Source organism: Blastococcus sp. SYSU DS0669 (assembly GCF_054050895.1).
In genome coordinates this window covers 167,538-191,544 of sequence record NZ_JBJHAE010000002.1, presented here as the reverse complement: position 1 = coordinate 191,544, position 24,007 = coordinate 167,538, and the positions used below count along the sequence as shown (strand labels likewise).

At 74.2% G+C, this 24,007-nt stretch carries 22 protein-coding genes and 1 tRNA gene; 14 read left to right on the top strand and 9 right to left on the bottom strand.

Annotated elements, in window-relative coordinates:
- Positions 1-24 precede the first annotated feature (24 nt).
- The gene (locus tag ACI792_RS03380; protein WP_456601325.1) at positions 25-561 is read right to left on the bottom strand and encodes a DUF488 domain-containing protein; all 537 of its coding nucleotides are present in this window, start codon (positions 559-561) and stop codon (positions 25-27) included.
- Between the two features lie 99 nt (positions 562-660).
- On the opposite strand from ACI792_RS03380, the gene ACI792_RS03375 reads away from it, so the two are divergent.
- Positions 661-1,812, top strand: coding sequence for an MFS transporter (locus ACI792_RS03375; protein WP_456601324.1), 1,152 nt, complete (start codon positions 661-663; stop codon positions 1,810-1,812).
- A gap of 6 nt (positions 1,813-1,818) precedes the next feature.
- On the opposite strand, the gene ACI792_RS03370 is transcribed toward ACI792_RS03375, so the two are convergent.
- The 4 genes from ACI792_RS03370 to ACI792_RS03355 form a co-directional block, all read right to left on the bottom strand.
- On the bottom strand, positions 1,819-2,157 hold the full coding sequence (locus tag ACI792_RS03370) for a hypothetical protein (RefSeq protein ID WP_456582931.1): 339 nt from the start codon (positions 2,155-2,157) through the stop codon (positions 1,819-1,821).
- A gap of 133 nt (positions 2,158-2,290) precedes the next feature.
- Positions 2,291-3,133, bottom strand: a complete 843-nt coding sequence (locus ACI792_RS03365) for an ABC transporter permease (protein WP_456601323.1) — start codon at positions 3,131-3,133, stop codon at positions 2,291-2,293.
- Entirely contained in the window at positions 3,130-4,056 is a 927-nt protein-coding gene (locus ACI792_RS03360; RefSeq protein WP_456601322.1) for an ABC transporter ATP-binding protein, read from the bottom strand. Before ACI792_RS03360 ends, ACI792_RS03365 begins: the two co-directional genes overlap by 4 nt.
- Before the next feature lie 110 nt (positions 4,057-4,166).
- On the bottom strand, positions 4,167-5,261 hold the full coding sequence (locus ACI792_RS03355) for an NAD(P)-binding domain-containing protein (protein ID WP_456601321.1): 1,095 nt from the start codon (positions 5,259-5,261) through the stop codon (positions 4,167-4,169).
- Between the two features lie 133 nt (positions 5,262-5,394).
- Here ACI792_RS03355 and ACI792_RS03350 point away from each other — a divergent pair, with 133 nt between their 5' ends.
- The 6 genes from ACI792_RS03350 (at position 5,395) to ACI792_RS03325 (ending at position 12,238) form a co-directional block, all read left to right on the top strand.
- A complete protein-coding gene (locus tag ACI792_RS03350) occupies positions 5,395-6,786 on the top strand; it encodes an ATP-grasp domain-containing protein (protein ID WP_456601320.1) in 1,392 nt (463 codons plus the stop codon).
- Positions 6,787-7,179: 393 nt separating this feature from the next.
- Positions 7,180-7,974: an ABC transporter ATP-binding protein gene (locus ACI792_RS03345; protein WP_456582926.1), complete on the top strand. Its 795-nt coding sequence runs from the start codon at positions 7,180-7,182 to the stop codon at positions 7,972-7,974.
- Positions 7,971-8,882 carry an ABC transporter ATP-binding protein gene (locus tag ACI792_RS03340; protein WP_456601319.1) on the top strand — a complete coding sequence of 304 codons (912 nt, stop codon included), beginning with the start codon at positions 7,971-7,973 and terminating at the stop codon, positions 8,880-8,882. The genes ACI792_RS03345 and ACI792_RS03340 overlap by 4 nt, the downstream gene beginning before the upstream one ends.
- Positions 8,879-9,769, top strand: a complete 891-nt coding sequence (locus tag ACI792_RS03335; protein WP_456601318.1) for a branched-chain amino acid ABC transporter permease — start codon at positions 8,879-8,881, stop codon at positions 9,767-9,769. Before ACI792_RS03340 ends, ACI792_RS03335 begins: the two co-directional genes overlap by 4 nt.
- A complete protein-coding gene (locus ACI792_RS03330; protein ID WP_456601317.1) occupies positions 9,762-10,997 on the top strand; it encodes a branched-chain amino acid ABC transporter permease in 1,236 nt (411 codons plus the stop codon). The genes ACI792_RS03335 and ACI792_RS03330 overlap by 8 nt, the downstream gene beginning before the upstream one ends.
- Positions 10,994-12,238, top strand: a complete 1,245-nt coding sequence (locus tag ACI792_RS03325) for an ABC transporter substrate-binding protein (RefSeq protein WP_456601316.1) — start codon at positions 10,994-10,996, stop codon at positions 12,236-12,238. The genes ACI792_RS03330 and ACI792_RS03325 overlap by 4 nt, the downstream gene beginning before the upstream one ends.
- 55 nt (positions 12,239-12,293) lie before the next feature.
- Here ACI792_RS03325 and ACI792_RS03320 read toward each other — a convergent pair whose 3' ends face one another.
- Positions 12,294-13,451 (bottom strand): MFS transporter, encoded by a 1,158-nt coding sequence (locus ACI792_RS03320; protein ID WP_456601315.1) that lies wholly within the window; start codon positions 13,449-13,451, stop codon positions 12,294-12,296.
- A 195-nt stretch (positions 13,452-13,646) separates the two neighbouring features.
- Positions 13,647-13,722: transfer RNA gene (locus ACI792_RS03315), tRNA-Lys, on the bottom strand.
- Positions 13,723-13,931: 209 nt separating this feature from the next.
- On the opposite strand from ACI792_RS03315, the gene ACI792_RS03310 reads away from it, so the two are divergent.
- The 4 genes from ACI792_RS03310 (at position 13,932) to ACI792_RS03295 (ending at position 17,009) form a co-directional block, all read left to right on the top strand.
- The gene (locus ACI792_RS03310; RefSeq protein ID WP_456601314.1) at positions 13,932-15,101 is read left to right on the top strand and encodes a L,D-transpeptidase; all 1,170 of its coding nucleotides are present in this window, start codon (positions 13,932-13,934) and stop codon (positions 15,099-15,101) included.
- A 64-nt stretch (positions 15,102-15,165) separates the two neighbouring features.
- On the top strand, positions 15,166-15,564 hold the full coding sequence (locus ACI792_RS03305) for a hypothetical protein (RefSeq protein ID WP_456582919.1): 399 nt from the start codon (positions 15,166-15,168) through the stop codon (positions 15,562-15,564).
- A 69-nt stretch (positions 15,565-15,633) separates the two neighbouring features.
- Entirely contained in the window at positions 15,634-16,713 is a 1,080-nt protein-coding gene (locus tag ACI792_RS03300; RefSeq protein WP_456601313.1) for an exo-alpha-sialidase, read from the top strand.
- A gap of 11 nt (positions 16,714-16,724) precedes the next feature.
- Positions 16,725-17,009, top strand: a complete 285-nt coding sequence (locus ACI792_RS03295) for a ubiquitin-like small modifier protein 1 (protein WP_456601312.1) — start codon at positions 16,725-16,727, stop codon at positions 17,007-17,009.
- A 101-nt stretch (positions 17,010-17,110) separates the two neighbouring features.
- On the opposite strand, the gene ACI792_RS03290 is transcribed toward ACI792_RS03295, so the two are convergent.
- Both ACI792_RS03290 and ACI792_RS03285 read right to left on the bottom strand, forming a co-directional pair.
- Positions 17,111-17,353, bottom strand: a complete 243-nt coding sequence (locus ACI792_RS03290; RefSeq protein WP_456601311.1) for a hypothetical protein — start codon at positions 17,351-17,353, stop codon at positions 17,111-17,113.
- A 141-nt stretch (positions 17,354-17,494) separates the two neighbouring features.
- The gene (locus ACI792_RS03285; protein ID WP_456601310.1) at positions 17,495-19,285 is read right to left on the bottom strand and encodes an AMP-dependent synthetase/ligase; all 1,791 of its coding nucleotides are present in this window, start codon (positions 19,283-19,285) and stop codon (positions 17,495-17,497) included.
- Between the two features lie 127 nt (positions 19,286-19,412).
- On the opposite strand from ACI792_RS03285, the gene ACI792_RS03280 reads away from it, so the two are divergent.
- From ACI792_RS03280 to ACI792_RS03270, 3 genes are read left to right on the top strand one after another with little or no spacing between them, the layout of a single operon-like run.
- Positions 19,413-20,555: an acyl-CoA dehydrogenase family protein gene (locus ACI792_RS03280; RefSeq protein WP_456601309.1), complete on the top strand. Its 1,143-nt coding sequence runs from the start codon at positions 19,413-19,415 to the stop codon at positions 20,553-20,555.
- Between the two features lie 49 nt (positions 20,556-20,604).
- On the top strand, positions 20,605-21,819 hold the full coding sequence (locus tag ACI792_RS03275; RefSeq protein ID WP_456601308.1) for an acetyl-CoA C-acetyltransferase: 1,215 nt from the start codon (positions 20,605-20,607) through the stop codon (positions 21,817-21,819).
- Between the two features lie 11 nt (positions 21,820-21,830).
- The gene (locus ACI792_RS03270) at positions 21,831-23,996 is read left to right on the top strand and encodes a 3-hydroxyacyl-CoA dehydrogenase NAD-binding domain-containing protein (protein WP_456601307.1); all 2,166 of its coding nucleotides are present in this window, start codon (positions 21,831-21,833) and stop codon (positions 23,994-23,996) included.
- The last annotated feature ends 11 nt before the right edge of the window (positions 23,997-24,007 follow it).

Sequence of the window (24,007 nt, the reverse complement as noted above, 5' to 3'; positions counted from 1 at the left end):
GCGCCACGGTGAGGGAGGACGCGGTCAGGGGGCTGCGGCGGCCGGCCAGCGGACGAGGCCGTCGTCGCCCAGGACCGCGCCGTCGGCCGGGCGGTGGGGGGTCACCCGGCCGTCGGGCATGAGGTGCCCGACGGTCACGCGCCGGCCCAGGACGGTGACGTCGGCGACCAGCCGCCGGTGGCAGCGCCACCACACGTACTCGCTGCACATCACCGCCACCGTGGCGTCCGCCGCCGCGGCGAGCACCTCGTCCAGCGCGGCCGCGAACTCCGGCGTCCGGGTGTACCCGGCGTAGGCCGCGAACTGGGCCACGGTCCACCACCCGTCCGCGACCGGCTCGTCGCGCGGCAACCGGCGGCGGCCCCCGAGGCGCTCCTCCCAGCGGTAACCGATCCCCGCAGCGGGCAGCCACCGCTCCAGCGCCTCCCGCCGGACGTCGGGGTTGCTGCGGCTGCCGGGGAAGCGCCGCACGTCCACGACCTGCTCCACGCCTGCCGCGCCGAGCCGGGCGGCCAGCGCGGCGCGGTCGTCGGACCCGTGGCCCACGGTCAGCAACCCCACGCCCACGTGCCTACCCGGGTGCCGCCGGTCACTCCCGGCCGGTCATGATCGGCGGGCACGGGATGGACGACGGCGACGGCGAGCGGGGGAGCGGTGGAGGTGCAGGCCCCCCTGTGGCGGTCCCGCGGGGTGCAGTCGCTGGTCGGCGTGACGGCGCTGGGGTTCGTCAGCTACTTCCTCACCCTGGCCTCGCTGCCGGCGTACGCGGTGGCCGGTGGTGCCGCGGAGAGCTGGGCGGGGGTGGTGACCGCGGTCTTCCTGGGCGTCACCATCGCGGTGCAGTCGGTCGTGCCCGCCTTCGTGCACCGCTTCGGGACCGGCCCGGTGTTCGTCGCGGGGCTGCTCGCGCTCGGGGTGCCGGCCCCCTTCTACGTGCTCGACGACGGCGTCGCCTGGATCTCGGCGCTCTCCGCGGTGCGCGGCGCGGGGTTCGCGGTGATCACGGTCCTCGGCGCGACCCTGGCGGCGCGGGTGGCGCCCCCGGGGCGGCGGGGGGAGTCCATCGGCCTGTACGGGCTGGCCATCGCGCTGCCCAACATGGCCGCCGTCCCCGTGGGGGTGGCGCTCGTGCTCAACGGGCACGTCGGCGTGCTGTCGTGGCTCTCGGCGTCGCCGGTGCTGGGGCTGGTCTTCCTGCCCGCGCTGCTCCGGGCGGCGGGTGGCCGCGAGGAGCCCGCCCCGGCCGGCAACGCGCGGGCCGCGGTGCGCGCCGCGCTCGCGCCGTCGCTCGTGCTGCTCGTGGTGACGACGGCCGGCGGCGGGTTCGTGACCTTCCTGCCGATCGACCGCCCCGACGGGCTGGTGGCCACCGCCGCCCTGCTGCTGTGGGGGTTGGCCGGTGCGGTGACCCGCTGGCGCGCCGGCGTGCTCGCCGACCGTCTGGGCACCGCGGTGCTGCTGCCGCTCTCGGTGCTGGTCGCCGGGCTGGGGCTGGCGGTGGCCGGTGCGGGGCTGTGGTGGGGCACCGTCTGGGTGCTGCTGGGCGCGGCGCTCTTCGGTGCGGGGTTCGGCGGGGTGCAGAACCTCACGCTGCTGCGGGCCTTCGCCCGGGCCGGGGAGCGGGGGACGACGGCGGCCAGCGCGCTGTGGAACGCCTCCTTCGACGCCGGCACGGCGGCCGGGGCGCTCCTGCTCGGGTTGGCCTACGGCGCCGTCGGGCTCTCGTGGACGCTCGTGCTGTCGGCCGTCGCGCTCGCCGCTGTCCTGCCGGTGGCCGGGGCCGCCGCCCGCGAGCCGTCGGTGCGCCGCTGAGTGCCCTCAGCCCTGCCGGGCGGCGTGCAGCGAGCGGATGAAGAGGATCTCCTCGGCCGACCGCCGCAGCCAGGTGCGCAGCCCGTCGGGGTCGTCGCGGTTGGCGTCGCGCACCTGACCGAGCTTGAGCTGCCGGGTGCTGGCCTGCGTGCGCTGCGCGGTGGGGAGCGCGCGGCCCTCGGCGCGGGCGATCGCGGTGAGCCCGGCGCCCACGAACACCAGGTCGCGGATCTCGTCCAGGCCGGCGAGCAGCCGCTCGGCGGCGGCGTCATCGCCCGCGGTCAGGGCGGTCAGGAGTTCGTCGGCGCGGCGGCGGCCCTCGGCGGCCGGGTCGGGCGTGGTCACCGCACCACTGTGCCCCGGCCGTCGGGGCCGGGGCACAGCGGGGGCGGGGGACTGCGCCGGTTCCGGACGCCTGACGGCCCCCTTCCGGGTACCGCCCCGAGCCTGCGAGGGGTGGGGGGAAGGGGCTCCTTCGTCAGGCGTCGCGCCGGCGCAGCACCAGGTAACCGGCGAGCAGGACGGCGGCCACCTCGGCGCAGAACACGGCGAACCCGGTCCACGGGCCGAGCAGGTTCGGGTTGAACGACACCGGCGTGGCGACGACGGAGCCCGCGTTGCCCGGCATCAGCTTGGTGGCCCACTCGCCCCAGGCGCCTGGCAGCAGCATCACCATGTTGCCGACCACCAGCAGCAGGGCCAGCACGATCGACAACGCCGCGGCGGTGTGCCGCACGAGCAGCCCGACGGCGGCGGCGAACAGGCCGATGCCGGCCATGTAGAGCCCGCTCCCGAGCAGCGAGCGGAGCACGCCGTCGTCGGAGAGCGCCAGGCCGATGCCCTCCCGCTCGAGGAACCAGTTGCCGCCGAGGTAGCCGAGGACGGCGGTGACCGTGCCCGCGACGAACAGCGTCCCGGTCAGCACGAGGGCCTTGGCCACCAGCACCCGGCCGCGGTGCGGGGTCGCGGTCAGCGTCGCGCGGATCATCCCGGTGCCGTACTCGCTGGTGACCACGAGGGCACCCAGCACGATGGCGGTGATCTGCGCGACCGTCATGCCCCAGGTGATGAACGCGCCCGCGGCCTCGCCGGCGGTCCCGTCCGCGAGGTCCGCGGCGCTGACCGCGCACACCAGCACGGTGAGGCCCGCGCCCAGGGTGACCAGCGCGCCGATCGACCAGGGCGTCGAGCGCACCGACCAGAACTTGATCCACTCCGCGCGGACGGTCTGCGCGAAGCCGGGTTCACGGACACCGGGCACGTGCCGGTGCGGGTCGAGGGTGACGGTGTCGGTCATCCGGGGGCTCACGGTTCCGGTCATCGGGTCGCTCCGGCGGGGGTCCGGTCGCGGGCGGTGTACTCGACGCTCGCGGCGGTGAGGGTCATGAACGCGTCCTCGAGCGAGGAGCTGACGAGGGAGAGCTCGTGCAGGAGGTGCCCCTGCCGGCCGACCAGCTCGCCGATGGCGGCGGCGTCGCGGCCCTGCACCCGCAGCTCGTCGTCGACGGTGGTGACCTCGAGCCCGTCCCGGCGCAGCAGGTCGGCCACCGCGGCCCGCTGGGGGCTGCGCACCCGCACGTAGGAGGCGGCGTGCTCGGCGATGAAGTCGGGCATCGAGCAGTCGGCGAGCACCCGGCCCCGGCCGATCACGACGAGGTGGTCGGCGGTGAGCGCCATCTCGCTCATCAGGTGGCTGGAGAGGAACACCGTGCGGCCCTCGGCGGCCAGCTGCCGGGTCAGCGTGCGCACCCAGCGGATCCCCTCCGGGTCCAGGCCGTTGACCGGTTCGTCGAGGACGACGACCGGCGGGTCGCCGAGCAGGGCGACGGCGATGCCGAGGCGCTGGCCCATGCCGAGGGAGAAGCGGCCCACCCGCTGGCCGGCGACGTCGGTCAGCCCGACCAGGTCGAGCACCTCGTCCACGCGGCGCACCGGGAGCCCGTTGCTCGCGGCCATCCAGCGCAGGTGGTCGCGGGCCGAGCGCCCGGGGTGCACGGCGCGGGCCTCCAGCAGTGCGCCGACCTGCCGCAGCGGCGCGGGGTAGTCGGCGTAGCTGCGCCCGTTCACCGTGACGGTGCCGGCGGTGGGCCGGTCCAGGCCGAGCAGCATGCGCATCGTCGTGGACTTGCCGGCGCCGTTGGGGCCGAGGAAGCCGGTGACCCGGCCCGGGTGCACGGTGAAGGAGATGCCGTCGACGGCGGTGCGGTCGCCGTACTTCTTGGTCAGGCCGCGCGCCTCGATCATCGCGGGCCTCCGGGGAGCGGTCGGGAAGTCATGCCCCGGAGCCTGTCGCGCCGGCGGTCCCCGCCACATCGGGGAGCGCCCTGATCGGACCCTGAAAGCTCCCTGGGAGGTCAGGCGGTCCGGGGGAGGGGCATCCCCGGCTGCAGCTCCCGGCGGAGTGCTCGCGCGGCCGCCTGGCCCGCCCGGTTGGCGCCGATCGTGCTGGCGGAGGGCCCGTAGCCGACCAGGTGCAGGCGTGGCTCGCCGACGACCTGGGTGCCGTCCATGCGGAACCCCCGGCCGGGCTCGCGCAGTCGGAGCGGGGCGAGGTGGCCGACCGCCGCGCGGAAGCCCGTGGCCCAGAGGATGACGTCCGCGTCGACGGACCGGCCGTCCTCCCACGCGACGCCCTGGGGTGTGATCCGGTCGAACACCGGCAGCCGCCGGAGGACACCGCGCTCGAGCCCGTCGCGCACGTAGGGGGTGTCGACGGGCAGCCCGGTGACGCCGACGACGCTGCCGGGCCGCCGGCCCTCGCGGACCGCGGCCTCGACCATCGCCACGGCCCGCCGCCCGGCGTCCTCGTCGAACGGACCCTCGCGGAAGACCGGGGGGCGGCGGGTGACCCAGGTCGTGGACGTCACGCGGGAGATCTCGGCCAGCAGCTGGGTGGCCGAGGCACCGCCGCCGACCACGACGACGTGCTGCCCGCGGAACTCCTCCGCGGCGCGGTAGTCGACGGTGTGCAGCTGGCGCCCGCGGAACAGCTCCTGACCCGGGTAGCGCGGGACGAAGGGCCGGGTCCACGTGCCGGTGGCGTTGACGACGGCGCGCGCGTTCCAGGTGCCGCGGTCGGTGGCGACGGCGAAGCGGCCGTCGTCGGCCCGGCGGACGGCGGCGACGCGGACCGGCCGCAGCACGGGCAGGTCGAAGCGCCGCTCGTACTCCGCGAAGTACGCGGGGACCGACTCCACGGCGGGCGCCGCGTCGTCGTCCGGGTGGAAGGGGAGCCCCGGCAGGTCGTGGACGCGGTGGGTGGTGCCGAGGGTCAGCGAGGGCCAGCGGTGGCGCCAGGCGCCGCCGGGCCCGGGCTCGCCGTCGAGCACCACGAACCCGCTGTCCCGCTCGAAACCCTGGCGGGCCAGCGCCCATGCAGTGGAGAGCCCGGCCTGCCCGGCGCCGATCACGGCGACGTCGACGTCGCGGGGCGGCGGGGTGGCGGTCACCCTCCCGGCAACCGGCCGCGGCAGCCGCTGCTTCCCGTCGCCGTCCGACGACGGGGGGCCGGACCCGTTCCGGGAAAACCGACCGGCCGGTATGGTGCGCCGGGCAACGACCGCCCCGACGGGAAGAGCGCACATGACCACGCGCGAGGCAGCCGACCGCACCCCGGGGCCGGATGGCGCGCCGTGGTTCGTCTCCGTCGAGGTGCAGGTGCGGGTGACGGCCGCCCGGCCCGAGCTCGCGGCCGGCGAGCGCCTGGACGCGGCGGGGGTGGCGGTGCTGGAGCGGGCGCGCTCCCGGGGGCTCCGGACGGCGGTGCTCTCGCTCGACCGGGGTGCCTACGGCGACGACCTGGACTGGGTGGTCGACCACTGGGTCGACTGCGACACCCGGGACGCGGCCGGGATCGTGGGGGCGGTGCGCGCGCTGGGCGGGACGGCGGCCGCAGTGACCAGCGCCGTCGCCGGTTGCACCGGCGCCGCGGCCGTCGCCGCCCGCGCGCGGAGGCTGCGCGGCCCGACGCCCGGGTCGCCGGCGTTGGCCGACGACCGCGGCGCCGTTCGCCGGGCGATCGGTCGAGCCGGCCTGCCCGACGTGCGCTGGGCCGAGGTGGCGGCGGACGCCCCGGACCTGACGTCCCCGGTCGGCTACCCCTGCGTGGCGTGGCCGGGCCACGGGGACGCGCGGCTCGTCTCCGACGACCGGGAACTGCGCGAGATCGCGGCCCGGGACCGGGCGCGGTCGGGGCACGGCAGCGCACGGGCGTCCCGCCACCGGTTCGTCGTCGAGGAGCACGTCCCCGGTCCCCGGTTCGGTGCAGACGGCTTCTGCGACGACGGGACCCCGCTCGTCCTCGCCTGGTCGGAGATCGTCACGACCCCGCCTCCGCGGCTCGACCACCTGGTCAGCACGGCGACGACGCGGCCGCCGGTACCGCAGGCCGCCGGCTGGGTCCGCGCCTGGCTGGCCGCGGTCGGCCACGACACCGGGCCCTTCCACGTCGAGTTCGTCCTCGGTCCGGCCGGTCCGCGGCTGGTCGACGTCGGGACCGCGCTCGTCGGCGACGGCGCGCACACCTGCGTCGACCAGGTGAGCGGTGTCGACACCGCCGACCTCCTGGTCGCCCGCCTGCTCGGCGAGCCCGCCACTACCCCGGCAGCGGTCGCCGGCGCCTGCACGCAGATGCACCTGACCGCACACGCGCCGGGCCGGGTGCGCGCCGTGGGCGGCGTCCGCGACGTGGCCGCGATCCCCGGTCTCGTGGTCGCCGAGGTCTTCACCGGTGCGGGCGAGCTCATCGGGGCGGTCGCCGGCCGGCCGGAGCGCCTGGGGCAGGTCGTGACCGTGGGGGAGACCGCCGAGCAGTCCCGGCGGCGGGCCGCCGCGGCGCTCGACGGCATCCACCTGAGCGTCGACGACCTCGACCCCGTGCCGCCCCCGCGACGGCCGGGTCGCCGCGCCTGCGAGGGCGGCGCCGGGTTCCCGACCAGCGGGCGCCGTCGGGGATCGGCGCGGCGGACCGCCTGACCACCGCCGTTCGGCCGTACCGGGCCGACCGGCGCAACGTGCGCACCGCACGCAGGTCTCGGCCGACGGGTGTGGTCCCGGCCCACTGGAGGTCGGCGCAGGGGCCCGCGGCAGCAGAGTGACCGATCCGTGACCGTTCGGGGGATCGCGCTGCGCCGATCTACCCCTAGAGTCACGGCCCATGTGTGCCAGATCACTCGCCGGCCGTGCAGCCGGTGTGCGCCGCACACCCCGGCCGGGGCACGTGCGCCGTCGTCGCCCCGGTGGGCGAGCGGCGGCGGTTCCCGCGCCGGCCGCGCGGCCCGGGAACGCGACCGCCCCGAGGCCTCGCCTCACCCTTCCTCGCACGCTCGCTCCCGCGCCCTCCGGCGGCGCAGAAAGGAGGTCCTCCTCGTGCTGAGCATCGAGTCGCTGCACGTCACCTACGGCGGAGCCGTCCAGGCCGTGCGGGGGGTGTCCATGGAGGTCCCCGACGGGAAGGTCGTGGCCGTCCTCGGCAGCAACGGCGCCGGGAAGACGACGCTCCTGCGCACCATCTCGGGCACCCTCCGGCTGCACCGCGGCCGGGTGGAGTCGGGGAGCGTGCGGTTCGACGGCACCGACCTGGTGTCCAAGGACCCGGCCCAGGCCGTCCGGCTCGGCCTCGTGCAGGTGCCCGAGGGGCGGCGCATCTTCGGGCGGCTGACCGTCGAGGAGAACCTGCGCGCCGGGGGGATGGGCAACCGCGACAAGGCGGCGAAGTCCGAGGCCCAGCAGCGGGTCTACGACCTGTTCCCGGTGCTGAAGGAACGGAGCTCGCAGCGGGGGGCGCTGCTCTCCGGCGGTGAGCAGCAGATGCTCGCCATCGGCCGCGCGCTGATGGCCAGCCCCCGGTTGCTCCTGCTCGACGAACCGTCGCTGGGGCTGGCGCCGCGCATCATCGGCCAGATCGGCGAGGTCATCGCCGAGATCAACCGGCAGGGCACCTCGGTGCTGCTGGTCGAGCAGAACGCGACGATGGCGCTCGGGGTCGCCGACCTGGCCTACGTGCTCGACGTCGGAGAGGTGTCCCTCTCCGGTGACGCGCGGCAGCTGTCCCAGACCGACGAGGTCCAGCGGCTGTACCTCGGTCACGACGGCGCCGGCGAGGCCGGCGAGCGGCGGGTCCGCGTGCCCTCGGGGAAGAAGCTCTCCCGGTGGACGGCATGACCGCCCCGCACGCCGCCGGCTCGCACGCCGCCCGGCCGGCCGCCGCCGGGCCGGACACCGGGTCGGAGATCCGGTCGGACATCCCGCCGGTCGAGGTCGACAACGTCAGCGTCCGGTTCGGGGCGATCAAGGCCCTGTCGGAGGTGTCCTTCACGGTCGCGCCCGGCTCGATCCACGCGATCATCGGCCCGAACGGCGCCGGCAAGTCGACGATGTTCAACGTCCTCTCCGGGGTCTACAAGGCCGCCGAAGGCCAGGTCCGGTTCGGTGAGCACCGGCTGGACCGGATGCGGCCGTACCAGATCGCCGGCATCGGCGTCGCCCGCGCGTTCCAGAACATCGCCCTCTCCGGCACCCAGTCGGTGGCCGAGAACCTGATGCTGGGCCGTCACCACCTGACCAAGGCCGGCTTCCTCGCTGCCGGCCTGCGGCTCCCGCGGGCGACGCGGGAGGGGAAGATCCACGGGGCCCGGGTCGCCGAGATCGCCGACTTCCTGGAGCTCGGGGAGAAGCTGCACACGCCCGTCGGCGTCCTCTCCTACGGCGACCAGAAGCGGGTGGAGGTGGCCCGGGCGCTCTGCACGGAGCCGCGGCTGCTCCTGCTCGACGAGCCCGTGGCGGGCATGAACGCCGAGGAGACCGACCGGATGGCCGACGCCATCCTCGAGATCCGGTCGGCGCTCGGGATCTCCGTCGTCCTCGTCGAGCACGACATGGGGATGGTCATGTCGCTGGCCGACCGCGTCACCGTCCTGGACTTCGGCCGGCGGATCGCCGACGGCACCCCGGCCGAGGTGCAGAACGACCCCGAGGTGATCCGGGCCTACCTCGGCTCCGGCGACGAGGAGAACCCCGCCGACGCCGCCGCCCACCACCACCCCTCCGACACGCCAGGGGCGACCTCGTGACCCAGTTCCTCTCCCTGCTCCTCAACGGCATCTCCCTGGGCGCGCTGTACGCGCTGATCGCCCTGGGCTTCGTGATCATCTTCAAGTCCAGCGAGGTGGTGAGCTTCACGCACGGCTCGCTGCTGCTGCTGGGCGCCTACTCCATCGCGCGGCTGTCGGACTCGATCGGGTTCCTGCCGGCCGTCGTGGTGGGCATCCTCATCACCGCGCTCGCCGCGTTCGTCATCGAGCGCCTGATCATCAACCGGCTCCGTGGTGCCGCGGTGATCAGCCTCGCGATCGTCACCATCGGCGTCGACATCATCATCCTGACCGAGCTGATCCGGCGGATCGGCTCGGACATCCTGAACGTGCCGCACCCGTGGGGCGGGGAGTCCTTCCGGGTCGGGAGCGTCGGGCTCAGCCAGAACCGGCTGATCGCCTTCATCGTGGCGGCGGTCCTCATCGCCCTGTTCTTCGCGGCCTTCAAGTACTCGAACTGGGGCATCGCGATGCGCGCCTCGGCAGAGGACGGCGAGACGGCGGCGCTGATGGGCATCCGCCAGGGGCGGGTCTCCGCGCTCGCCTGGGTGGTCGCCGGCGTCCTCGCCGCCGTCGCGGCGCTGTTCCTCGTCGGCTCGCCCACCCCGGGCGTCAGCCCGACGGCGTACGCCGTCGCGCTGCGGGCCTTCCCGGCCGCGATCCTCGGGGGCCTGGACTCGACGGGGGGCGCGCTCGTCGGCGGCCTCCTCATCGGCATCGCCGAGGCGCTGGCCGCCGGGTACCAGGACCAGTTGCTCTTCCTCGGCCGCGGCTTCAGCGCCGTCGTCCCCTTCATCGTGATGATCGCGGTCCTCATGTTCCGGCCCTCCGGCCTGTTCGGGACGAAGGAGCTGACCCGTGTCTGAGTCGACGATGACGGCGCCCCAGGGGGCGCACCGGTCGGGAGTCGACGCGGAGTCGTCGGCCGGCGCTGGCGGCTCCCGGTTGCGGTCGCTGCTGCGGCCGCTGCTGCTGGTCGCGTTCCTGCTGGTCCTGCTCGCCCTGCCGCTGTACGTGGAGGAGTTCTGGCTGCGCACGGGGTTCGCCGCCTTCGGCGCGATCGTCGGCGCGATCGGGCTGAACCTGCTCGTGGGCAACAGCGGGCAGCTGTCGCTGGCGCACGCCTTCTTCCTCGCCGTGGGTGCGGTCAGCTACGTCTACGTCTCCGGCGAGCCGGGCGGGCTCGGCGTCGCCGAGCTGGGCGGGCTGGGCCTGCCGCCGATCATCGGCATGATCGTGGGCGTCCTCCTCGCAGGGCTGGCGGGGCTGGTCTTCAGCCCCCTGGCCGCCAGGCTCCGCGGCATCTACCTCGGTGTGGCGTCACTGGCGCTGGTCTTCATCGGCATCCACGTGCTCAACAGCTGGACCGAGGTCACCGGCGGCTTCAACGGGCGGGCGGCACCGGACTTCTCGCTGTTCGGCTTCACGTTCGCCAACAGCGATCCCGACCTGTTCGTGCTGGGTGTGCCGTTCCGGGAGGCCGAGCGGCTCTGGTACCTCGGCTTGGCTCTGGCGCTGGCCGCCTACGTGTTCGCCCGCAACCTGCTGCGCGGACGCCCGGGCCGTGCGCTGCAGACCCAGCGGGACAGCGAGGTCGCGGCCTCGGTGATGGGCGTCAACGTCCAGGGCTACAAGGCGCGGATCTTCCTGGTCAGCTCCATGTACGCCGGGCTTGCCGGCGTGATGTACGCGCTCTCGATCGGCAGCATCGCACCGGAGTCGTTCGGCCTCGAGCTGTCCATCCTGTACCTCGCCATGATCGTCCTCGGCGGGCTCGGCTCGGTGAACGGAGCCGTGCTCGGGGCGATCTTCGTGAGCGCGCTGCCGCTGGTCTTCCAGAGGTACGCCGACCTGATCCCGTTCGTGGGTCGCGGCGAGGGCCTGGCGGCCGGTGAGGCGGCCCGCTTCCTCTTCGGCGCGGCCATCGTCCTGGTGATCCTCTTCGAGCCCGCCGGCCTCGCCGGCATCGCCCGCCGCATCTCCGGGCGGTTCCGCCGTCCGGGAGGCCGGCTGACCCAGCGCCCACCCGACACACCCAGTCGTTCCACCGAACCCACTCCGTCCGACCCACCAGCCCAAGGGAGCACCACGTGAGACTCAGCAAGCGATCGGCCGGCGCCACGATGCTGGCCGCCACCTTCGTCATGGCCGCCAGCGGCTGCAGCACCAAGGCGCCGGAGTCCTCCGGCGGCGGCGGTGGCGGTGCGGCCGCCGGCGACGTCGCGACCGACATCGGCGTCGAGGGCGAGACGATCAACCTCGGTGTGCTCACCGACCTGACGGGCGTCTTCGCGGCGCTCGGCAACGACATCACCAACGCCAACTCCCTGTTCTGGGAGAACAACCAGGTCTGCGACACCTACGACGTCACCCTCGACGTCCAGGACACCGGCTACGTCCCCCAGCAGGGCGTCTCGCTCTACAGCGGCATGCAGGACAACGTCCTGGCCATGCAGCAGACGATCGGGTCGCCGATCAACACCGCGCTGGCCCCGGAGTACGAGGCCGACCAGATCGTCAACTTCCCCTCGGCCTGGTCCAAGACGCTGACCGAGATCCCGGGCACGGGTGTCGTGGGCGCCACCTACGACGTGGAGATCGCCAACGGCTACGACTACCTGTTCCGGGAGGGGCTCCTCCAGGAGGGCGACACCGTCGGCCACATCTACTTCGAGGGCGAGTACGGCGCCAACGGCGTCGAGGGCACCCGGGCCGTCGCCGAGGCCAAGGGCCTCGAGGTGATCGAGGCGCAGATCAAGGCGACCGACCAGGACATGAGCGCCCAGATCACCCAGTTCAACTCGGCCGGCGTGGACCTCATCGCGCTGACCGTGGCCCCGGGCCAGACGGCCTCGGTCGCGACGGTCGCCGCCGCGCAGGGGCTGGACGTGCCGATCCTCGGCAGCAACCCCGTCTTCGCGCCCGGCCTGCTGGAGGGACCGGCCGCCGAGTGGCTGAAGACCCACCTGTACGTGGCGTCTCCGGTGTCGTCCTTCGACGCCCACCCGGAGCTGCTCCAGCAGTACCAGGAGGCCTACCCCGACGCCGTCCCGAGCCTCGGCGTCGTCGTCGGCTTCGGCATGAGCGAGATCATGAAGCAGGTGCTCGACGCCGCCTGCGAGAACGGTGACCTGACCCGTGAGGGCGTCCTGACCGCCTTCCAGGAGCTGGAGGAGGTCGACACCGGCGGTCTCGTCGTCCCGATCCGCGGCTTCGAGGTCGGCCAGTCGCCGAGCCTGGAGAGCTTCATCCTCCAGCCGGCCGACGTGCCCGGCGGTGCCACCGTCCTCCAGGACGCCTTCGAGGGCGAGTTCGCGGCCGACATCGCCGGCTGACCCGCACGACCAGCGGCGCCCCCCCCCTTCTGGGAGGGGGCGCCGTCGCGTGCGCCTACAGCCGCCCGGCGCGGGCGACCGGCACCAGCCGGAGGGCCAGGAGCGCGGCGAGCCCGGCGGCCGCGGCCAGGGGCAGGGTCGCCGACGTGGCGCGAGCGGCCACGGCCATCGCGAAGGGCGCGGCGAAGCCGAGGTAGGCGAAGGAGAGGAAGACCGAGGTCAGCGCACCCAGCCGGGCCGGCGGGGCCAGCCGCGCGGTGAGCGTCAGCCCGGCCGCCAGGCAGAGCCCCCCGCCCGCACCGAGCAGGGGTGCGGCGAGGACCAGCCAGGGCAGCGCCCCGGTGGCGGCGAAGGCGGCGGCGCACCCGAACCCGAGCGTCCCCGCCGCGACGCCGACGACGGCGGTCCACGCGCGCAGCCGGCGCTGCAGCCCGGCGACGACCGTGCCCGCGCCCAGCGTGACCCCGGCGAGCACGCCGGTGACCGCCACCCCGCCGTACGGCAGCTCCACCAGCAGCGGGACGGCGCTGATGATCGTCGAGGGGAACGCGTAGACGCAGATCGCCACCGGGGCCAGCACGCTCAGCAGCAGCAGCCCGTCGCCGCGGCGGACCAGCGGCGCGTCCGGCGTCCCCTCGGTGCCGGCGCGCCGGGCGGGGACCAGGTCGACCGTCTCGGGGAGTCGCACCGCGAACGCCAGGCCGGCCGCGACGAGCACGGTGTGCACCAGGTAGGGGAGCACGGTGGGCGCGGGGGCGTACTGGCCGAGCAGGCCGCTGGTCAGCGGACCGAGGGAGAACCCGGCGGTCATGGCGAAGGCGGCGCGCCGCCCGCCCGCCCCCTCCCCGGAGGCCTTCGACAGCTCGCCGACCCACGCGCTGCCGACGCTGAAGACGACCCCGCTGACCACGCCCTGGGCGAAGCGGGCGGCGAAGAGCAGGAGCAGGGAGTCCCCGGCCGCGGCGAAGGCGAGCGATGCCAGCCCCGAGAGGACGATGCCGGGGATCGCCACCCGCCGGCGGCCCAGCCGGTCCGACAGCGGGCCGGCGAGCATGAGGGCGGGCACGAGCCCGGCGGCGTAGCAGCCGAACAACGCGGTCAGCACCTCGGCGGAGAGGCCGAGCCGCTCCTGGTAGACCAGCAGGAGCGGGGTGGGGACGTTGGTGCCCGCCGCGACGGCGAACAGCGCGAACACGGCGCGCTTCCAGATCACCGGCGCACCCTACGGTGCCGCCGCGTCCGGCCCGCCGTCGTCGCGGGCGTGGTCGCGCAGTCCTCGCTGGGCAGCCGGCCGGCGCGCCCCCGTGGCCGCCGGGCCGGTCGCGGTGCCGGCGGCCCTGGGAAACGGCCTCCACGACCCGGATACGACGAAGCGGCGACGCCGTGGGGCATCGCCGCTGGTCGATCCTGGTGCGCCATCAGGGACTCGAACCCCGAACCCGCTGATTAAGAGTCAGCTGCTCTGCCAATTGAGCTAATGGCGCGGTGCGCCCGGGCAGCCGGGCACGAGCAGGAACGATACCAGCGACCACGCCGTGCCCGGTGCCGGGGGCAGGTGCTCTCCGCCACGTTCCCGGAACCGCCCGCCGGTCGTGCCCGTGTCGCATCCCACTCCCGGCTGTCGGACGTGCGTGGACACTGGTGGGGATCGCCCGCCCGGGTCCGGGGTGGGCCGGGGGAGGAGTCCGACGAGGTGCGACGCACAGCCACGATGATCGCGACGGGAGCGCTGGTCCTGCTGGCCGGCTGCACCGGGTCGGACGCCGAGGTGTCGGCCGAGCCGACCGTCGCGGCCGCGCCGGCGACGATCGAGCTCGCGGTCGCCGACGGGGCGGTCGACGTCTCGCCCGTGATCCCGCTGGAGATCGCGGTGACCGGCGGGGAGCTCGACCAGGTCACCGTCACCGACGCCGCGGGGGCGCCGGTGCCCGGCGACGTCGCGGAGGACGACGGCACGGCGCTGTGGGAGCCGGAGACACCTTTGGCCTACGGCACCGGCTACACGCTCACCGCGACCGCCACGGGCGAGGCGGCGGAGCCCACGACGGCGACGTCGTCGTTCACGACGGTGGACCCGGTCTCCGTGGTGACCCCGGGCATCGGCCCGCTCGACGGCCAGACCGTCGGTGTCGGGATGCCGATCCGCGTCTACTTCTCCGAGCCGGTCGCCGACAAGGCCGCCGTCGAGCGCAACCTCGTGGTCACGAGCTCTACGCCCACCGACGGCGTCTGGAGCTGGTTCAGCGACACCGAGGTGCACTTCCGCCCGTCGACGTACTGGCCCGCGGAGATCGACGTCACCCTGGACGCGAACCTCTACGGCGTCGACTTCGGCGACGGCGTGTGGGGGGAGAAGGACCGCTCGATCTCCTTCTCCATCGGGCAGCGGCACGTCTCGGTCGCCGACGCCGCCACCCACACCATGGAGGTCTACGACGGCGACGAGCTGGTGCAGACCTTCCCGATGAGCGCCGGCGGCCCCGAGTTCCCGAGCCGCAACGGCCCGCACGTCGTCACCGAGCTCAACCGGGACCGCATCATGGACTCCAGCACCTACGGCACGCCGGTCGACAGCCCGAACGGGTACCGCACGCCGGTGGAGTACGCGGTCCGGCTCAACGACAACGGCGAATTCGTGCACGCCGCGCCCTGGTCGGTGGCGCAGCAGGGGCGGGAGAACGTGTCGCACGGCTGCATCAACCTCTCCACCGAGCGCGCCGCCTGGTTCTTCGAGTTCTCGCGGCCGGGCGACGTCGTCGAGATCCGGAATTCCATCGGCCCGACGCTCTCGGCGGCCGACGGCGCGATCTACGACTGGGCAGTCCCCTGGGAGGAGTGGCGCGAGGGCAGCGCGCTGGCGTAGGAGCGGCGTTTCCGCGAGATCCCCGGGGGGCACCACCCCGTCGCATCCGAGGAGGGGGTCCGTCGTGGAGCCGTGGTTGATCGTCGTGCTGGTCGTCGTGGCACTGGTGCTGCTGGCGTTGGTGGCGTTCGCGTACACCAGGCGCTCGCGGACCACGGGGGCCCGCAAGCGGGCGCAGCAGCGCGAGGAGGCCCGCGACCACCTGCGCGAGGCCGAGCTCCGCGGCGCCCGGGCCGAGAAGGAGCAGGCGCTCGCCGAGGAGCAGGCCGCCCGCGCCCGCCGGGAGCTCGCCGAGGTGCAGGAGCGCGCCGCGCTCGCCGAGCAGGAGGCCCGGCAGCGCGCCGCCCGCGCCGAGGAGGACCGCACCGCCGCCGAGGAGCTCCGCGCGCAGGCCCAGCGCCTGGCGCCCGACGTCGCCTCCGACGGTCAGCCGCACCCCGAGGGCGGCGCCACGCGCATCTGACGCGCCACCGCTCAGTTCGCGCCCCAGCGGCGGTCCCAGTTCCGAGGACCGTCGAACCGGAGGGGTGCCATGACCGATCTGCTGGCCATCGGGACGCGCAAGGGGCTGTGGCTGGCCCGCAGCGAGGACGACCGCCGCACCTGGTCGCTGGACGGCCCGCACCTGCTGGCGCAGGAGGTGGCGGCGGTGTCCGTGGACACCCGTCGCGCCACGCCGCGGGTGCTGGCGGGTGTCCAGTACGGGCACTGGGGTCCGTCGGTCACCTGGTCGGACGACCTCGGGGGCAGCTGGCAGGAGACCGACCACGGGGCCATCCGCTTCCCCGAGGACACCGGCGCCGCGCTCGGCCGGGTGTGGCAGCTGCGCCCGGACTCGGCCGACCGGCCCGACCTGGTCTGGGCGGGGTGCGAGCCGCAGTCGCTGTGGCGCAGCACCGACCGCGGCTGCAGCTTCTCGCTGGTGCGCGGGCTGTGGGACCACCCGCACCGGCCCACCTGGGAGCCGGGGGCCGGCGGCGGCGCGGTGCACACCGTGCTGCCCGACCCGGTCACCGACCGGGTGACCGTCGCGATGAGCACCGGCGGGGTCTACGTCAGCGACGACGGCGCCACCGGGTGGTCGCCGCACAACCGGGGCATCAGCGCCGTCTTCCTCCCCGAGCCGCCCGAGTACGGGCAGTGCGTGCACAAGGTCGCCGTCGACGCCGGTGACCCCGCGCGGATGTACGCGCAGAACCACTTCGGGGTCTTCCGCACCGACGACGGCGGCGGGTCGTGGACCTCGATCGCCGACGGGCTCCCGGCCGACTTCGGCTTCCCCATCGCCGCCTCGCCGACGGTGCCCGGCACCGCCTGGGTGGTCCCGCTGGTCGCCGACGTGCAGCGCGTCCCGCCGGACGGCCGGCTCCGCGTGCACCGCACCCGCGACGCCGGGGGGAGCTGGACCGAGGTCGGCGCCGGACTCCCCGACGGCTCCTGGACGGCGGTGCTGCGCGACGCCTTCTGCACCGACGACCACGAGACCACCGGCGTCTACCTCGGCACCCGCGACGGCTGCGTCTACGCCAGCGCCGACGAGGGCGAGACGTTCACCCTGGTCGCCGACCACCTGCCCGACGTGCTCGTCGTGCGGGCGGCCCGGCTGCCGTGAGGGGGGCCGGCATGACCGTGGAGGTGGTCCTTCCCGGGTCGCTGGCCGACCTCGCCGGGGGGACGCGGCACCTGCGGGTCGACCCGGACGACGCGACGCTCGCCGCGGTGCTGGACGCGGTGGCCGCCCGGCACCCGGTGCTCGGCCGGCGCATACGCGACGAGGCGGGCGCGCTGCGGCGGTTCGTCAACGTCTACGTCGACGGTGAGGACGTGCGCTGGCAGGGCGGCCTGGCGACCGCGGTCCGCGACGGCGCGGTGGTGCAGGTGCTGCCCTCGGTCGCCGGCGGCTGTTGAAAGGCCCGCTGCCCACGGCCCCGTCCCGAGGCTCGTCCCGAGCCTGCGAGGGATCAGGAGGACGGGGTCCTTCCACTCGTGGCGGGACCCCGCAGGCGGCCTCAGAGGGCGGCGAGCGTGGCGCAGTTCGGGCAGAGCTGCGCGTCGTCGTAGCCCTCCGGCGGCCAGGGCAGCTGCTCGTCGATGGAGACGAAGGCGCCGCACAGCGCCTTGCGGCTCTGCCCGTTCACCCGCCCGATCGTCGCGTGCGCCGGGCCGATCTGCCGGGGGGTGAGGCCCTCGGCGCCGAAGGACCCGACCATGACGACCGCGTGTGCCGTGCCGTACGCGTAGACACTCGTCATGCGCCCAGAGTCCGAGCCCGCGGCCGGTTGCGCCACCACCGCCGGGCACGTGTCCGCCGCACCCGTCACACCACCCCCACCCGACTCGCGCGGTGTGCGGCGGGTGGGGATGGTGGCCCGGTTTCCCGGCGGGGTCCTTGCTCAGGAGGCGTAGATCTTCTCCACCTCGGCGGCGAACTCCTTCATGACCACCGAGCGCTTGAGCTTCAGCGAGGGGGTCAGCTGGCCGCCCTCCACCGTCCACTCGACCGGCAGGACCGCGAAGGACTTGATCGACTCGGCCTTGGACACCTGCGCGTTCGCCCGGTCGACCGCGGCCTGGAGCTCGGCCATGACCTCCGGGTCGTCGACCAGCTCGGCCAGCGGGGTGTCGGTCGGGCGTCCCTTGGCCTCCAGCCACCCGGGCAGCGCCTCGGCGTCCAGGGTGATCAGGCAGCCGATGAACGGGCGGTTGTCGCCGACGACGATGCACTGGCTGACCAGCGGGTGGGCGCGGATCTTGTCCTCGAGCACCGCGGGCGAGACGTTCTTCCCGCCCGAGGTGACGATCAGCTCCTTGATCCGCCCGGTGATCGTCACGTAGCCCTCGTCGTCGATCACGCCGACGTCGCCGGTGGCGAACCAGCCGTCGCGCATCGTCTCGGCGGTGGCCTCCGGGTTGTGCCAGTAGCCGCGGAAGACCTGCGGCCCGCGGATGAGGATCTCGCCGAGGTCGTCGATGCGCACCGCCGAGCCCGGCGCCGGCCGGCCGACGGTGCCGACCTTCATGGCGTCCGGGCCGCTGACCGTGGCCGGGCCGGTGGTCTCGGTGAGCCCGTACCCCTCGAGGATGGTGACGCCGATGCCGCGGAAGAAGTGGCCGAGGCGCTCGCCCAGGGGCGCGCCGCCGGAGAGCGCGTACTCCACCTGGCCGCCCATCGCCGCCCGCAGCTTGCCGTAGACCAGCCGGTCGAACAGCGCGTGCTGCAGCTTCACCGCCAGCGAGGGGCCGCCGGTGTCCTGCCCCTTGGACCAGGCGACGGCGACGCGCTCGGCGCGGTCGAAGATCGCGCCCTTGCCGCCGGCGTGCGCCTTCTGCCGGGCGCCGTTGTAGACCTTCTCGAAGACGCGCGGTACGGCGACGAGGAAGGTCGGCCGGAAGCTGCCGAGATCGGCCAGCAGCGAGGCGAGGTCGGGGGTGTGGCCGAGCCGGGCGCCGTTCTGGATGCAGCCGACCTCGATGATCCGCGCGAAGACGTGCGCCAGCGGCAGGAAGAGCAACGAGCTCGCGTTCTCGGCCACCATCGCGGGGATCACCCTGGGGGCGAGCTCCGCGACGTACAGCAGGTTGCCGTGGGTCAGCTCGCACCCCTTGGGGCGCCCGGTGGTCCCCGACGTGTAGATGATCGTGGCGAGGGTGTCGGTGGTGAGCGTGGCGCGGCGCGCGGCCAGCTCCTCCTCGGGCACCTCGTCGGCGCGGGCGGCGGCGGCCTGCAGGTCGCCGGCGTCGACGGTCCAGATCTCGCGCAGGTCGGGCAGGTCGGCCCGCACCGACTCCACCAGGGCACGGTGCGCGGCGCTCTCGACGACGACGGCGACCGCGCCGGAGTCCGACAGGATCCACTGGGCCTGCTCGGCCGAGGAGGTCTCGTAGATCGGGACGCCGACGGCTCCGGCGGTCCAGATCGCGTAGTCGGCCAGCGTCCACTCGTAGCTCGTCCGGCCGAGGATGCCGACCCGGTCGCCCGGCCCGACGCCGGCCGCGATCATCCCGCGGGCGAGCGCTGCGACCTGCTCGGCGAACTCCCGGCTGGTGACCGGCACCCAGACGCCGCCGACGTTGCGGCTGAGGGCGACCCGGTCGGGGTTCTCGCGGGCGTGGGTGGTCACCGCGTCGGGCAGCGCGGCGGTGGTCGGGATCTCGAAGGCGGTGGGGCTGGAGTACTCCTGCACGGGTGGGCTCCTCGGGGTGACGACACGACACTGTGACGTGGCTCGCGAAGATACAGAACGAGCGGTCTGTATGTTCGGGTTCCCGGCCCGGGGACCGCCCGGGATCCGTGAGTTCCCGGAGGTCGGTGTGCAGTCAGCCCTCTACGAGGCCGAGCACGAGTCGTTCCGCGCGATGCTGCGTGACTTCCTCGCCAAGGAGGTCACCCCGCACCACGACGAGTGGGAGAAGGCCGGCGTCGTCGACCGCTCGGTCTGGCTGCGGGCCGGCGAGCAGGGACTGCTGGGTATGGACGTGCCGGAGGAGTTCGGCGGCGGCGGGGTCAAGGACTTCCGCTACAACGCCATCCTCTCCGCCGAGGTCAGCCGGGCCGGCGCCAGCGGCCTGGGATTCACGCTGCAGAACGATGTCGTCGCGCCCTACCTGATCGGGCTCACCACGGACGAGCAGAAGCGACGCTGGCTCCCCGGGCTCGTCAGTGGCGAGATCATCACCGCGATCGCCATGACCGAGCCGGGCGCGGGCTCGGACCTGCAGGGGCTGCGCACCACCGCCCGCCGCGACGGCGAGGAGTGGGTGCTCAACGGGTCCAAGACCTTCATCACCAACGGCATCAACGCCGATCTCGTCATCGTCGTCGCCCGCACCGACCCCGAGGCCGGCGCCCGCGGCTTCTCCCTGCTCGTCGTCGAGCGCGGCATGCCCGGGTTCGAGCGCGGCCGCAACCTCGACAAGATCGGCCTCAAGGCGCAGGACACCGCCGAGCTGTTCTTCGAGGACGTGCGGGTGCCGGCGGCCAACCTGCTCGGCACGGAGGGCCACGGCTTCTTCCACCTCATGGAGAACCTGCCGCAGGAGCGCCTCTCCATCGCCGCGGGCGCGGTCGCCTCGGCGCGCATCGTGCTCGACCTGACCGTCCGGTACTGCAAGGACCGGACCGCCTTCGGCAAGCCGATCGGGTCCTTCCAGAACACCCGGTTCGAGCTCGCCGAGATGCACACCGAGGTGTCGATCGCCGAGACCTACCTCGAGAAGGCGATCCTCGAGCACAACGCCGGCCGGTTCACCGTCGAGGACGCGGCGATGGCCAAGTGGTGGACGACGGAGCTGCAGAAGCGCGTCGTCGACCGGTGCCTGCAGCTGCACGGCGGCTACGGCTACATGCTCGAGTACCCGGTCGCCAAGGCGTTCCTCGACTCGCGCATCCAGACGATCTACGGCGGGACGACGGAGATCATGAAGGAGATCATCGGCCGCTCGCTCGGCGTCTGAGCCCGTCCACCCATCCCGAGAGGACCCGTATGGCCACCGAGGCACGAGCATGAGCACCGAGGCGTTCATCTACGACGCCGTGCGCACCCCGCGCGGCAAGGGCAAGAAGACCGGTGGGCTGCACTCGGTCAAGCCGATCAGCCTGACCACCGGGCTCATCGACGAGGTGCGCCGGCGCAGCCCCGGGCTGGACCCGGCGCTGGTCGACGACATCGTCCTGGGCGTCGTCTCGCCGGTCGGGGAGCAGGGCGCGGTCATCGCCCGCACCGCCGCCCTCGCGGCCGGCCTGCCCGAGACAGTGGCCGGCGTGCAGATCAACCGGTTCTGCGCCAGCGGCCTGGAGGCGGTCAACCTCGCCGCGCAGAAGGTGCGCTCCGGCTACGAGGACCTGGTGCTCGCCGGCGGCGTCGAGTCGATGTCGCGCGTGCCGATGGGCTCCGACGGCGGCGCCTGGCCGATGGACCCCGAGACCGCCGCCCGCACCGGCTTCGTCCCCCAGGGCATCGGCGCGGACCTGATCGCGACCCTGGCCGGCTGGAGCCGGGAGGACGTCGACGCCTACGCCGCAGAGTCCCACGCCCGCGCGGCGAAGGCCTGGTCGAACGGCTACTTCGACGGTTCGGTCGTCCCGGTGACGGACCGGAACGGCACCGTCGTCCTGGACACCGACGAGCTGGTCCGCCCCGGCACCACAGTCGAGTCGCTGGCCGGGCTGCCGTCGGCGTTCGCCGGGATCGGCGACATGGGCGGCTTCGACGCCGTCGCGCTGAACAGGTACCACTGGGTCGAGCGCATCGACCACGTCCACACCGCCGGCAACTCCAGCGGCATCGTCGACGGCGCGGCCCTGGTGGTCGTCGGCACCGAGGATGCGGGGCGCCGCAACGGGCTGACCCCCCGCGCCCGCATCGTGAGCACCGCCGTCTCCGGCGCCGACCCGGTGATCATGCTGACCGGCCCGGCGCCCGCGACGCACAAGGCGCTGGCGAAGGCCGGGCTCACCGTCGACGACATCGACCTGGTGGAGATGAACGAGGCGTTCGCCGCCGTCGTCCTGCGGTTCATGTCCGACACCGGCTTCGACCACGAGCAGGTCAACGTCAACGGCGGCGCGATCTCGATGGGGCACCCGCTGGGCGCCACCGGCGCGATGATCCTGGGCTCGCTCGTCGACGAGCTCGAGCGGCGCGACCTGCGCCGCGGCCTGGCCACCCTGTGCGTCGGCGGCGGGATGGGCATCGCCACCGTCGTCGAGCGAGTCTGAGGAGCACCGCAGTGAGTGACAGCACCATCCGCTGGGAGTCCGGCGCCGACGGCGTCGTCACCCTCACCCTCGACGACCCCGCGTCGTCGGCCAACACCATGAACGACGCGTACGTGCGGTCGATGGGCGAGACGATCGACCGGCTGGAGCGGGAGCGGGACTCGGTCCGCGGCGTCGTCCTGACCAGCGCCAAGAAGACCTTCTTCGCCGGCGGGAACCTCGGCAGCCTGATCCAGGCGACGCCGGAGACCCGCGACCAGGTCCTCGCCCAGGTGACGCTGGTGAAGAGCCAGCTGCGCCGGCTGGAGACCCTCGGCGTCCCGGTCGCCGCAGCGATCAACGGCGCCGCGCTCGGTGGTGGCCTCGAGATCGCGCTGGCCTGCCACCACCGCGTCGTCCTGGACGACCCGAAGGTCACGCTCGGCTTCCCCGAGGTCACCCTCGGCCTGCTGCCCGGCGGCGGCGGGATCGTCCGCTCGGTCCGGCTGCTCGGCCTGACGACGGCGCTGCTGGAGCTGCTGCTGCAGGGTCGGCAGGTGCGGCCGGACAAGGCCGTGGCGCTGGGGCTGGTGCACGAGTCGGCGGCCGACCGCGACGAGCTGCTCGCCAAGGCGCGCGCCTGGGTGCTGGCGAACCCGGACGCCGCCCAGCCGTGGGACACCAAGGGCTACAAGGTGCCCGGCGGCACCCCGTCGTCGCCGTCGCTGGCCAGCACGCTGCCCGCGTTCCCGGCGAACCTGGCCAAGCAGCTCAAGGGGGCGCCGTACCCGGCTCCTTACGCGATCCTCTCGGCCGCGGTGGAGAGCCTGCAGGTCGACGTCGACACCGCGTTCACCGTCGAGGGGCGTTACTTCGTCGACCTGGTGGTCGGGCAGATCTCGATCAACATGATCCAGGCGCTGTGGTTCGACCTGAACCGCATCAACGGCGGCGGGTCGCGGCCGGCGGTCCAGGAGCGGTTCACCGTCGCCAAGGTCGGCGTGCTCGGCGCCGGGATGATGGGCGCCGGCATCGCGCACGCGTTCGCGAAGGTCGGCGTCGACGTCGTCCTCAAGGACGTGAGCGCCGAGGCCGCCGAGAAGGGCAGGGCCCACGTCGCCGGGCTGGTCGGCACGCAGGTGTCCCGCGGGCGCATGAGCCGGGAGAAGGCGGATGCCTTCCTCGCCCGCATCACCCCCACCGGCGACGCCGCCGACCTCGCCGGCTGCGACGTGGTCGTGGAGGCGGTGTTCGAGGACACCGCGCTGAAGCACCGGGTGCTCGCCGAGGCCGAGGCGCACGCCGCGAGCGGTGCGCTGCTGGCCTCCAACACCAGCACGCTCCCGATCACCGGCCTCGCCACCGGTGTGCAGCGGCAGTCCGACGTCGTGGGCATGCACTTCTTCTCGCCGGTGGACAAGATGCCGCTGGTCGAGCTGATCGTGGGGGAGCAGACGTCCGACGTCGCGCTCGCCCGCGCCTACGACGCCGTGCGGCAGATCGGCAAGACGCCGATCGTCGTCTCCGACAGCCGCGGCTTCTTCACCAGCCGGGTCTTCGGCACGCTGGTCATGGAGGGCGCCGCACTGCTGGCCGAGGGCGTCCCGCCGATGAGCGTGGAGCGGGCCGCGCTCCAGGCCGGCTTCCCGGCCGGGCCGCTGACCCTGCTCGACGAGGTCACCCTCACCCTGCCGCTGAAGATCCGTGACGAGGCGGCCAGGGCCGGCGCCACCGAGGACCACCCCGGCGTCGCGGTGCTGCGCACGCTGGTCGAGCACGGGCGGACCGGGAAGTCCTCGGGGCAGGGCTTCTTCGACTGGCAGCCGGAGAAGCGGGTCTGGCCCGGGCTCGCCGAGCTGTTCCCGGCCCGCGACCCGCAGGACCCGGCCGCGGTGCCCTTCACCGACGCGCAGGAGCGGCTGCTGTTCGCCATGGCGGTGGAGACGGCGCGCTGCCTCGAGGAGCAGGTGCTGCGGACCGTCGAGGACGCCAACATCGGCTCGATCATGGGGATCGGCTTCCCGCCGCTGTACGGCGGCGTGCTGCAGTACGTCGACCAGTACGCGGGCGGGGTCGCGGGCTTCGTGGCCCGGGCCGACGCGCTGGCCGACCGCTACGGCGAGCGGTTCCGCCCGACGGCGATCCTGCTGGAGCGGGCGGTGCCGGCCGGCAGCCTGCGGGCCGCCGCGGCGGTCTGAGACGACGCCGA